Here is an 11,221-nt window from a genome sequence, read left to right as displayed (position 1 = left end):
GAAGTTCTTTGTCTTTTAGTGCATTTAGAGTAGCTTCATCACTTTTTATATTGTAGTAATCCTCAGTAATGCTTAGTTGCAAACTCTTTTTATATGAAAGGGAGTTATATTTCGCAGATAAGGAGAGCTCTTTGTTTTGTTTTATAGTGTTTTGTGTCTCCCCACCACTATATAAATCTAGTGAGATCTTTGCATAGCCGCTATAAGTATCACCAGGAATATTCTTAGATCTATCATCATCTCTGCTATAAAAAGCACCAGCATCTATCTTTGGATAGTATTCACTCTTAGAAGACTCTACTTCTTTTTCTCTAGCCATCTCTTGTAGATCTTTTGAAATTGCCATTTTATTGTTAGTAGTTGCAAAATCAAGCAGTGATTTTAAACTCTGTGCATATATAAATACTGGAATAACCAGCAGTAGTAATTTAGTCATTTTTTTCCTCCAAAATATCAAACAAAGCATCTGTAAATTTATGTATCTCTAATTTTACATCTTCTATAGTATTTGTTGACGAGCTTGAGATAAACATACCTTTTGCAAGTACAAAAAGCCCTCTTGCAAAGCCCTCAGAACCCTCTCTTATCTCACCACTTTTCACACCATCTCTTAAAACATCTACAAACCACTCATAGTAATCTTTTGCATAAGAGCTTTGAAACTCCATCATCTCTTTGTTTGGGCTACTCAAAGAGATAGAGATAAACTCCTTATATATAGCCCTTAGGTCAGAGACATCTTCATCATAAAAGATAGATGAAAATTGCTTTATCTTCTCCCTTGTAGAGCTTGCACTCTCTATCTTTTTTGTTAAAGATTTTTTATACTTTTTCATTAAAATATTTACTATCTCAAAGACTATATCTTCTTTGTTACAAAAGTAGTCATATATAGTGCCCTTGCCTATCTTAGCAGCCTTTGCTATTTGAGATACGCTTAACTCTTTTATGCCTTTTTCTACAAATATATCTTTACAAGCTAGTGCAATATCTTTTCTTTTTTGTACCTTATCTACAATAATTGCCATGCCTTTCCTTTAAAATGACTGACCGTCGGTCATTTAAAAAAGAATTGTATAGTTTTTTTCTTAACTAGGTATTAATATAGTAAAATTTATATAAAAATAAAGAAGTTATTTAGGCGAAGATCAAAGTGCAAACGCCATCGAAAGCGAGGTTTCAACCTCGCCAAAAAGTCACATATTTACTTTACAAGTGCAACTGCATCTATCTCAACTAATGCATTTTTTGGTAGAGTCTTTACCGCTACAGTTGAGCGAGCAGGTTTATGAGAGCCAAAAGCCTCTTCGTAGATCTCATTAATTGTAACAAAATCATCCATAGAAGCTATGAAAATAGTAGTCTTTATTACCTCTGACATTGAGCTTCCTGCTTCTTCTAAAACTGCTTTTAGATTTACTAAAACTTGTTTTGTTTGGATCACAACATCATTTTCCAACATAATTCCCGCAGGAGTAAGTGCAATCTGTCCAGAGGTAAAAACCATCCCATTTGCCACAACTGCTTGTGAGTAAGGTCCTATTGCCGAAGGTGCTTTGTTTGTTTGTACGAATTTCATTAGTAAGTTTTCCTTAATTTTATTTAATCTCGCCTTTTTTTACTTTTATGGCTCTCTCTTTATCAACATCTCTTAGATATGATCTAAAGTCTAGCTCATCCCAGTAGCCTGCAAAAGTAAAGATTATCTTCTCATTAGAAGTTACAAAGTAGTGTCTTGGAACACTTCTGATGTTGAAGTTTTCTGGCAAAGTATCCATATCTCTGTCTGCTTGAACTAAAACATATTTTTCTCTTAAAAGTTTTAACACTCTTTCATCTTGAAGTGTAGTGTCTTCGAACTTTCTACACCAACGACAACTACTTGATGTAATCAAAACATAGATATCTTTTTTCTCTTTTTTTGCAATTTCAACAGCCTCTTCATACTCACTCAACCAGTTAAGTTCAGCTGCCATAAGTGACGATAAAAAGATGATGCTAACTATTATATATTTCATGCCCTACTCCCAAATATTTATAAGTTTTTTAAAGACTCTATAAAGTCCTTCTACTTCGCTAACACTAGTTCTCTCATTTACTGCGTGAATTGTATCATTGATGACCCCAAATTCTACAACATCTACGCCCTTTGCAGAGATAAATCTTGCATCTGAAGTTCCTCCAGCAGTTGAGTGTTTAGCTCTCTTACCTACTATGCTCTTTATCGCCTCATCAATCTTTTTTACAAGCTTTGTTTTTGTATCTGTTTTAAAAGGATAAGAGCCTTGTGTAAGTTTTAGATCATAATCTAAACCCTCTAAGTTTTTAGCTACAAACTCTCGAACTTCTTTTTGAGTTGTAAGAGTTGTATTTCTCACATTAAACATCATCTTTAACTCATTTGGAGTGACATTTGTTACTTGCATACCTGCGCGAATATCAGTTATAACAAACTTGCTAGGGCTAAAAAACTCATCTCCTGGATCTAGATCTATCCCCGCCATATTTAAAAGTCTTGGAGCGATATTGTGAATTGGATTTATTGTTTTGTTTGGATAAGCTGCGTGACCTTGCTTTCCTTTTAAAGTTATATAACCATTTATAGAACCTCTTCTTCCTACTTTTATGGCATCTCCAAAACTCCTCTCACAAGTTGGTTCTGCCACAATCACAGCATCAGGAAGCATAAAGTTATCTTCTAAATACTCTAAAACTCTTATAGTTCCATCTACTGCATCGCCCTCTTCATCGGAAGTCAGCAAAAGTGAAAGTGTACCTTTAAACTCTTTTGTCTCTTTTACAGCTTGAGTAAATGCCGCTACGCCACTCTTCATATCTTGAGTTCCACGACCATAAATATAACCATCTTTCTCTATAGCTTCATAAGGATCTGTATTCCAACCCTCACCTGCAGGAACTACATCAACATGTCCAGCAAAACAGAGATGCTCGCCTTCAGCAAACTTTTTATATATAAAGAGGTTTTTTACACCTCCAATATCTACACGCTTAGCTGTAAATTCTGGTAAATAGCTCTCTATATAGTCCAAAATGCCACCATCATTTGGTGTCTCGCTCTTTTGAGATATAAGATACTTCAAAAGTTCAATTACACTCACAAACTACTCTTATTTTGAGTTTCTTGTGTGTATCTACTAAACTTCATAGTCGCTAATTTAATTGATTTTTTAATATTATATTCCTCATTTAAAAAAAGTTATTATACTGTTTTTGAGTTTAAAAGTGTAGATTCATACTCAAGTGTAGATTTTTAACCTTCCATCGCAAAGGTCGTTCTTGTTAAGATGGTTCAAATATTAATATAGTAAAATCTTATCATACAAATTTAAAGGATAGTGATGAAAAAGATTTTTAAGATCTTTACAGGTGTGATTTTAGCATTAGGTGCAAGTCTATGTTCGGCAAGTGAGCAAAGTCTTCAAATATTTAGTGTTGAAAATTCCAATGGTGCTATAAATGCTAAAACAGTTCAAAAAGCTTTTGGAGATGTTGGGTTAAAAGTTGATGTAAATAATGATATGAACTCAATTTTTTCCAAAAGATATGACAACGTACATCATAAAAGCTACAATTTAGCAATATTTACTAATGATAAATTGCTAAAAAAACTTATGAACGAGTATCCAAGTGTTGGTATCATAACACCACTTACTATGTCAATCTATGTAGATGCAAAAGACAATATTAACGTTTCTACGCTCTCTTTGTACGGTATGTCTAGAATCACAAAGATTCCTGCTACAAATCCGGATCTAGTAGCATACTCAAAGTTAGTAGATGCAGCACTGCATAAAGCACTACCAAATGGTAAATACTTAAGTGTAAACCATGGAACAAGTGAAGCCTTAGTAACTGAGTTTACAACAGAGTTTGCACTTGAAGATGGTGATACATATGAAGAGCTAAAAGAGAGTTTTAAAGAAGAGTTTGAAGCTGAAATAAGTCCAGTTGGATTTTTAGTTCCAAAGTCTTATACATTTGAGCATGATGATTATGATTTCTTCGATACATACTCTATAATCAGATTTAATGCCATATATCCAGTATCTAAAAACCATCCAGAAGCTGGTGCTTATGCTCCTTTTTCAGTAGTTATGTATAAGAAAAAAGATGATGACACTGTGTATATAGCTTACCCATCTATAGAAAATTGGATCGGTGATTTAGATATCAAAGAAGAAGCGACAATTAAAGCAGTTCGCCAAACTCAAGATAAGTTTCAAAATATTCTTAGTGAACTTGCAGAGTAGTTACTCTAAAACACTACCTATTCTTCCCATCTTTTGGATGGGAAGTTTATAAAAGAGACTACTCTTTTTTCTGCTCAAGAGTTCTTTGTATAACAACATCATTATTGATACCTGCAGAATATTTGTAAACAAGCATTCCCCCACTTCTACCTTGATAAAGTGAAACTACCAATAAAACTATAATCAATATAAAAGAAATATTTTCATAAAGAGCAGATTCTTTAGAAATAGCAAACCATTTAACTATAGAAGTGATTACCAAAATAGCTACCACAAAAAAACCAAATATCTTATGAGTGCTTAAAGCACTTACCCCTTCTTGGACAATGTAATTATTTTCCATTATCTTTTGTGCATCTTCTATTCCACTGATTGCTGCGAGAAATGATACAAACATTGCAAAACCAACAATTCGAAATGCTGCTTTGGAATAGGCTATATCTTTTGTAATAAAATATGTAAATTGAGAAAACAAAGCGATTATAGGCAGGGCGACTACGAAGTGTACAAATGGTGGATGTAAGATATTCATTTTTCTTCCTTTTTTTTAGAGAATAGGAAGATTATAGTATCAAGAAAATTAATACAATATTAAATACAGTTAATAACTAACACCAAAGAGCAAAACAGTCATAAAGTGCCTATTTAGCACCTATTCAAGTGAATTGACTTTCACTTAATCTACTCATAAATTTAGAAGTAAATCCTAAAAAACTAGCCTAGCACCAAATAAATTTTATTAGTTCACTAGCTGTAGATTTATCCATATATGCTTCTTTTTGTATGCTATTAAAATAGCACCTTTGGAGTTTTTATGCTTATGAATGATATCTATCTAACTCTTATGATTATACAAGGCTTTTGATTTGTATTCATGACTTAACAACATCTTGTATGTTATGTAAGAAATTTGCCAATTAACACACATAGTGTTGAGTTATTTAAATATATGGCATTAAACATACACTAAAATTTTAAGAAGCATATACGCTTTTGAGCATCTTAATCAGATAATAATACTTTTTGCTGTTTCTCTATTTTTAACACACAAAAATTATGCTAGTTAATCATGTGTATTAAGGTTTTTTACATATAATGTGTTTGATTAAAGAGTTATCCGCTCGCTACGCGACCGGATAACGGGGGCGCGGGTTGAACACCCGCTAGTCATCTGTCGCACAGCGCCAGATAACAAGCGGGAGGAGCAAGCAACCATTGCAAAACCTAAAGGTTTTCCAACGGCAGTTACTCACCCGCGCCCCCGTTAGCTTACCAAAGGAAAACAATGCCATTACAAAATAGAGTTGATCCAAATGGAGAATTAAAAGCAGTAAAATCAAGAGGTGCTTTTCTTGGAAATCGTGGAATTATTCACAATGATGAAAAAGAAATAATTGCACCTTTTAAAATAAAGGGATGGGTTACTTGCCAATTAGAATTTAAAGGCAGAAAAAGAGAGTTAATGGCAAAGGGAAGATATACAGAATTATTTTTTTTAGATGAAGCTACTGCATTTTCAGCAGGGCATCGTCCTTGTGCAGAATGCAGAAGACAAAGATATAATGAATTTAAAGAAAAATGGCTAGAAGCAAATCAAAACTTACTTCTTGATAATTCAACAAGCATAGCTAATATTGATAAAATCATTCATCAAGATAGAATCAGCAAAAAACAAAAAGTTACATACCAAGATAAAATGAATTTATTGCCAAATGGTACAATGATAGAAATTGATTCTATTCAATGTCTTATTTGGAACAATAAAATATTCAAATGGACATTTGAAGGTTATGAACCAACAAGCATAAATATTACTAATAAAGATGTTACAGTTTTAACACCAAAATCATACGTTGAAATGTTTAGGAAAGGATTTACTCCTACTGTTCATAGCAGCTTAGAAGAAAAAAGCTAACAAAACATTGGAGAGAAATAGTTTACCCTATCGGGCGAAACTATTTCTCAAGTCAACCGTTAGGTTACAACATTTGACAGTTAAATCAAGGAGATAAACTAAATTGAAAGTAAGTTATAAAATAAAAGTTTTTTTACATTTACTATTTCCTCTCTTTGTTTTTGTACTATTTTTACTTATATCATCTGCAACATCAAGTAATAATACTGATGTTGCAGAAAAAGTTACGAATAATAATACATCTGATGGTTTTAAGATTTTATTTTTTAACTATATATTTTTTGCATTACCGCACTATATAACATTACTTTTATCACTAATTAAAAAAACAATTAAGCCTGTACTTTTATATCTATTGAGTACTGCTAATATTGTTTTAATTGGCTCAATTAGCTGTATTGCTTATTTAAAATACTTGAAATATGTAGATTTGTCATTATTATGGATTTTTTATTTGCCACTATCTTTAATCATTATATTGTTAACATTACTAATAGTAAAAAAAGAACCTAACAAAAACGAGGAGACCAATAATTTACCCTAGCGGGAAAATTATCGCTCACGACAAACGTTACATCGTAAAGTAAAAATTATAAGCAATTTTCATTGTGCTATAATACACAATAAAGAAAAAAAGCTAGGAGATATTTATGATACAGTTATCAATACAAGAGCCAAAAATTGAAAAATTTTTTAATGGCTCAAAAGATGAGATAATGAAAGCATTGAAGTCTATTGTTGATAATGACATACATGATTTTTCTCAAATAAATGGCACTTCTGAGCTTAGTGAAGAACAAAAAAAAGAACTTGCCTCTAGAATAAACTCATTTCACGAAAATCGTTCTATTGGTAGAGACTGGAATGATATAAAAAGTGATTTAGAAAGATAATTTTGACTTTAAAACTACATCCTCTTGCAGAAAATGATTTAAGAATTGCACTCGACCATTACTTTGAGATAAGCCAAAAACTAGGAAAAAGATTTTTATCTCATATTGACAAACAATTTAATAACATTCTAAATTCTCCAAATTTATATCAATATGAGACCAAAACATCTCAAAAGTTGTAATTAATAAGTTTCCATACATCATAATATATGAACAATTTGAAGATATTATAATAATATTAGCTATATTTCATACTAAACAAAATCCAAAAAAATTGACACAAAGACACAACAAAACATAGTAGCCAATAAATTATCTAGCGGTCCTTTATTAGCTCATGACAACCCTTAATCCCAATCATCCAAAACAAACTCATCAGATGTGTCTTGAGCTTTAGGCTCATTGATTTTTGGCTCTTCTATTTCAGTAGATTTTGGTTTATTCATCTGCTCTTGGAACTTCAACTCTAGCCCTTTTGAAGTCATAACAAAGCCATCAACTTTGAGTTTTCCATTGTGGATCTCGTTGTGGTGGTCTTTACAAAGTGGGATGAGATTGTGTTTACTATCTTGGTGAAAGTGACCTATGAAACCAGCTTTATCGGCTAGTGAGCGTTGTGATATGTGATGTACATCCTCTGCCATAGCTCCACAGATCACACACTTTGTCACGTATAGTTCTTTGTTGTACTTACTTGTTTTTTTCTTTACTAAAAGTTCTAACTCATCGAAGTCATTTGCAAGTCTTTTTCTTATCTTGTTTGCGATGCTTAAAAAATCTTCATCCATATGCAAAGACTTTGCAAACTCCAAACCATATATGCTACTTCCACTTCCAGCTTGAAGCACTCTATTAAAGACAAGGGCATCTTTTACTTCATCATACTCAACACTAAGATGCAAGTTTACAACATTTACAAGTGAGCTTATCTCTTTCATGCTAGAGAGTTGGTGCAGGTGAGTTGCAAAGAGAAAGAGAGATCTAAGTTGTGAGAGTTTTATAATGGCAGATGAGACTATTGCAACGCCTGAGAGTGTCTCAGTTCCGTGACTTATCTCATCTCCGAGTATTAGAGATTTAACTGTTGCACGGTTGAAAATATTTTTAAGTTCTAGCATCTCCACTGCAAAAGTTGAGAGCCCTTTAGCAAGGTTATCCTTAGAGACTATGCGAGTAAAAAGAGAGTCAAACAAAGAAAATTTCATAACAGACGCACTTACAAAAAAACCAGATTGAGCCATCAAAACTGCAATGGCGATACTCTTCATAAGTGAAGATTTTCCACTTGAGTTGATGCCATACAAAAGCACACCATTTATATCGTGTCCATCATGCACACCAACTTCAAGCATGACAGAGTTTGGGTGTGGCAGATCCATATATTCGCGATTACCCATAACAATGTCATTTGGAACATAGATCCCTACTCTTTGCTGAGTCTCTATCAGAGGATGTCTGAGTTGCATAACTTGCATAAAGTTTTCATCCTCTTTAGCGTCGATGATCATAGGTCTTGAGTGGTTATATTCTTGTGCCACTTTAGATGAACTCACCGCAACATCAAGATCTGAGATGTATGAGATAACTCTATCAAAAAGCAGAGAGTAGCGCTTCTCATAAAGAGCTTGAAGTTTTAAAAATCTGTCTCTCACTAAGACTACAATTTTTCTACGATTTTTCATAATATTGTCTGAGAGAGTATCTGTAAAAGTAGAGGTCATCTTCACACTATTAGTAAGCTTCTTAACACTAAAGTTACAAAATTCTTCATGCTTTTTAAACTCACTCTCTATCATAGAAAAACGAGTCTTGCTAAGAGAGATGTAGTAACCCTCTTTTTCTAAAAGCCCAAGTGTAACAAAACGGCTAGATGTAGTTGCATTTGTATTCTCTAACATCTGCTCGATTTTAACCATGATGTCCTCAAAGGCTATAAGCATAGTTGCATTTTGCTCAACTAGGATGTCTACTGCCTCATCAACCCCTTGCATCAAAAAGTTCTCATCAACTGTGTTGTTTGTAAAACGACGAGAAATATCTAGATCAATACTTTTTGTTATCTCTCTTAAAAACTCATCGAGCTCACTCTCATGAAAAGGAGTGCGCTGGATCTTATGCTTTTTAGCGTAGAGTGTCAAATCTTTTACATTTAACATCGACTCATAGATGTGGTTCATCTCAAAAGGGTGAAGTCTCCCAAGATTTAAGCGTCTAGAGAGTCTTTCAAGATCATAGATCCCGCGCATTGTCTCATCTAAAAAGCGTGTGTGTGATGAGACTTTCTCTATTAGGTTGTATCTTCTCTCAAGCTCATCTTTTTCTATGATGGGGTTTAAAAGCCTCTCTTTTAAAAGTCTTCGCCCTATTGCAGTAGCACTCTTGTCCATCATCTTTAAAAGTGTGAATTCATTTCTATCTTTTGAGATGACACCAACCTGCTCTAGTGCGTTGTTTCCAAGGTACATAAAACGGCGGTTATCTATAAGTTTAGGAGTGTTTAGTTTTTGAACTATGTGTATATCGTGCTCTATTACAAAGTGAATCAAAATGGCAAGAGACTCCGTTATCATCGGGCTTCTCTCTAGATCTAAGTGCTCTATTGGAGAGAGTAATGACTGGATCTGGTAGGCTTCTTTGAAAAGTTCATTTTGAAACTCTATGCGCGGTCTCTCGTTGTTTATACAGTAGTGATAGTGCTCGGCAACTTCAAGATAGTGCAAAACATGTCTTTGATCACTCACTCCATCTAAAAAAGTAAGCACAACTTCTGAGGTTCTATATATGTTTAAAAGATTGAAGACTTCATCAAGCGCGTAAGCTGGATCTTCACTTGTTCCATGCGTCTCATATAGCCAAGTCTTGCCAGTAGTGACATCTATGGCAGAATATCCAACATTGTAGATCCCCTTGTAACAATCAACCAGGACAGAGACAATATAGTTGTCATCGTTATCTACTATATGCTCAAAATTTGTCCCTGGTGAGACGATTTGAGAGATATATCTGCTAATCTTTGGAGGATTTCCTTTTTGCTTTACGATGATGATGGTATATTTTTGCTCTTGGATAAGACGGTTTAAATACCTCTCAAATGAGACTGCTGGAACACCTGCTAAGAGCGGATTTCTATCTGAGTTTTCAACTATGCTTTTGTTTTTTTTAGTAAGCTGAATATTTAAAAGCTCAGCCATCTCTTTTGCTTTACCAACTTGCATCTCATCATTGTTAACTTCATAGACCTCAAAAAAAGTACCAATCTCCATAAAAACAACGCTGTTTTTGCCGTATTTTTTCTCAAAATGAGTTTGGAGTTCAAAATATGTTTGAGTTAATAATTTTTCTTTGTTATTAAGTATAGAACTGAGATCTGATGAGAGCATATAGTACTTTTCCACTGTTAAATATGTGGCAATTATATCATATAAAAGTACGTAAAACTAAGAGGAATGAGATTTATTTGGTAAGTTGATTTGTACTGTTAAAATTTAATGTTGAGGATGAATAAAAAACTTGTTTTTGAGTTAGTTGTGCCTAAAGTTCTAGCGAAGCATACTAAAGTCTGTGAGTTAGAAGTTTCTGTGTAAAGATGAAAACTTGTTTTTTGAATTAGTTGTGCCTAAAGTTTTGGCGAAGCATACTATAGTATGTGAGCCGAAAGTTTCGGTGCAAATAATCAAAAAATGGTGGGCATTACTGGACTCGAACCAGTGACATCTACCTTGTAAGGGTAGCGCTCTACCAACTGAGCTAAACGCCCATCTTTAAACTATTTATTACACCAGAATAATGGCGACCCCTAAAGGATTTGAACCTCTGTCTCTACCATGAAGTGATAGCGTCCTTGGCCAACTAGACGAAAGGGTCACTTTCATAAACATAAGGCTTATAAGTTTTTGTTTTGAAATTGACTGAAAATTTCGGTGCAATAAAAAAACTTGTTTTTTGAATTAGTTGTGCCTAAAGTTTTGACATATTATCAAATTTTTAGTACAAATAATAAAAAATATATCTTGTAGTTAATACTAAAATCGAACAAGTTCGATGAGCCTTACGCTGAGTAAAACCTAGTGTTAACGTAGTGAAACGGACTTTATTCGTTTCGCGTACATATTGTAACATGGCGCGGTGGACGAGACTCGAAC

Annotated in this window: 11 protein-coding genes and 2 tRNA genes; 4 read left to right on the top strand and 9 right to left on the bottom strand. The window is 33.5% G+C overall.

Translation table 11 applies throughout. From position 1 onward, the window contains the following. From M0Q24_RS10725 to dapE, 5 genes are all read right to left on the bottom strand, one after another. A partial coding sequence (locus tag M0Q24_RS10725; protein ID WP_295050521.1) for a TolC family protein occupies window positions 1-436 on the bottom strand: 436 nt, incomplete at its 3' end. Continuing rightward, window positions 429-1,028, bottom strand: coding sequence for a TetR/AcrR family transcriptional regulator (locus tag M0Q24_RS10720; RefSeq protein WP_295050520.1), 600 nt, complete (start codon window positions 1,026-1,028; stop codon window positions 429-431). The genes M0Q24_RS10725 and M0Q24_RS10720, both read right to left, overlap by 8 nt. 176 nt (window positions 1,029-1,204) lie before the next feature. Continuing rightward, complete coding sequence (locus M0Q24_RS10715; RefSeq protein ID WP_295050518.1) at window positions 1,205-1,579, bottom strand: Rid family detoxifying hydrolase; 375 nt, start codon at window positions 1,577-1,579, stop codon at window positions 1,205-1,207. Window positions 1,580-1,598: 19 nt separating this feature from the next. Then, window positions 1,599-2,018 carry a thioredoxin family protein gene (locus M0Q24_RS10710; protein WP_295050516.1) on the bottom strand — a complete coding sequence of 140 codons (420 nt, stop codon included), beginning with the start codon at window positions 2,016-2,018 and terminating at the stop codon, window positions 1,599-1,601. A 3-nt stretch (window positions 2,019-2,021) separates the two neighbouring features. Next, the gene (gene dapE / locus M0Q24_RS10705; protein WP_295050514.1) at window positions 2,022-3,119 is read right to left on the bottom strand and encodes a succinyl-diaminopimelate desuccinylase; all 1,098 of its coding nucleotides are present in this window, start codon (window positions 3,117-3,119) and stop codon (window positions 2,022-2,024) included. A gap of 240 nt (window positions 3,120-3,359) precedes the next feature. On the opposite strand from dapE, the gene M0Q24_RS10700 reads away from it, so the two are divergent. After that, window positions 3,360-4,271, top strand: a complete 912-nt coding sequence (locus tag M0Q24_RS10700) for a hypothetical protein (RefSeq protein WP_295050513.1) — start codon at window positions 3,360-3,362, stop codon at window positions 4,269-4,271. Window positions 4,272-4,329: 58 nt separating this feature from the next. Here M0Q24_RS10700 and M0Q24_RS10695 read toward each other — a convergent pair whose 3' ends face one another. Then, window positions 4,330-4,803, bottom strand: a complete 474-nt coding sequence (locus M0Q24_RS10695; RefSeq protein WP_295050511.1) for a DUF2231 domain-containing protein — start codon at window positions 4,801-4,803, stop codon at window positions 4,330-4,332. Between the two features lie 753 nt (window positions 4,804-5,556). Between M0Q24_RS10695 and M0Q24_RS10690 the strand changes: the two genes are divergently transcribed. The 3 genes from M0Q24_RS10690 (at window position 5,557) to M0Q24_RS10680 (ending at window position 7,079) form a co-directional block, all read left to right on the top strand. Continuing rightward, window positions 5,557-6,186 (top strand): hypothetical protein, encoded by a 630-nt coding sequence (locus M0Q24_RS10690; RefSeq protein ID WP_295050509.1) that lies wholly within the window; start codon window positions 5,557-5,559, stop codon window positions 6,184-6,186. A gap of 103 nt (window positions 6,187-6,289) precedes the next feature. Beyond that, complete coding sequence (locus tag M0Q24_RS10685) at window positions 6,290-6,730, top strand: hypothetical protein (RefSeq protein WP_295050507.1); 441 nt, start codon at window positions 6,290-6,292, stop codon at window positions 6,728-6,730. Between the two features lie 106 nt (window positions 6,731-6,836). Continuing rightward, window positions 6,837-7,079: an addiction module protein gene (locus tag M0Q24_RS10680; RefSeq protein WP_295050505.1), complete on the top strand. Its 243-nt coding sequence runs from the start codon at window positions 6,837-6,839 to the stop codon at window positions 7,077-7,079. A 347-nt stretch (window positions 7,080-7,426) separates the two neighbouring features. Here the strand turns inward: M0Q24_RS10680 and M0Q24_RS10675 are convergent, their stop codons facing one another. The 3 genes from M0Q24_RS10675 to M0Q24_RS10665 all read right to left on the bottom strand — a co-directional run bounded on the left by M0Q24_RS10675 (window position 7,427) and on the right by M0Q24_RS10665 (window position 10,943). Next, window positions 7,427-10,459: an HNH endonuclease gene (locus M0Q24_RS10675; protein WP_295050523.1), complete on the bottom strand. Its 3,033-nt coding sequence runs from the start codon at window positions 10,457-10,459 to the stop codon at window positions 7,427-7,429. 301 nt (window positions 10,460-10,760) lie between these two features. Next, window positions 10,761-10,836 (bottom strand) — tRNA-Val (locus M0Q24_RS10670). Between the two features lie 30 nt (window positions 10,837-10,866). After that, window positions 10,867-10,943, bottom strand: a tRNA-Glu gene (locus tag M0Q24_RS10665). Window positions 10,944-11,221: the final 278 nt, after the last annotated feature.

It is taken from the genome of Sulfurimonas sp., from assembly GCF_023228785.1.
Lineage (GTDB): Bacteria > Campylobacterota > Campylobacteria > Campylobacterales > Sulfurimonadaceae > Sulfurimonas.
This window is presented reverse-complemented; position numbering and strand designations above follow the sequence as displayed.

Coding starts and splice junctions, on each gene's coding strand:
- M0Q24_RS10700 (WP_295050513.1), top strand. CDS start 3,360: ATGAAAAAGATTTTTAAGATCTTTACAGGTGTGATTTTAGCATTAGGT.
- M0Q24_RS10715 (WP_295050518.1), bottom strand. CDS start 1,579: ATGAAATTCGTACAAACAAACAAAGCACCTTCGGCAATAGGACCTTAC.
- M0Q24_RS10720 (WP_295050520.1), bottom strand. CDS start 1,028: ATGGCAATTATTGTAGATAAGGTACAAAAAAGAAAAGATATTGCACTA.
- M0Q24_RS10690 (WP_295050509.1), top strand. CDS start 5,557: ATGCCATTACAAAATAGAGTTGATCCAAATGGAGAATTAAAAGCAGTA.
- M0Q24_RS10695 (WP_295050511.1), bottom strand. CDS start 4,803: ATGAATATCTTACATCCACCATTTGTACACTTCGTAGTCGCCCTGCCT.
- M0Q24_RS10675 (WP_295050523.1), bottom strand. CDS start 10,459: ATGCTCTCATCAGATCTCAGTTCTATACTTAATAACAAAGAAAAATTA.
- M0Q24_RS10680 (WP_295050505.1), top strand. CDS start 6,837: ATGATACAGTTATCAATACAAGAGCCAAAAATTGAAAAATTTTTTAAT.
- M0Q24_RS10710 (WP_295050516.1), bottom strand. CDS start 2,018: ATGAAATATATAATAGTTAGCATCATCTTTTTATCGTCACTTATGGCA.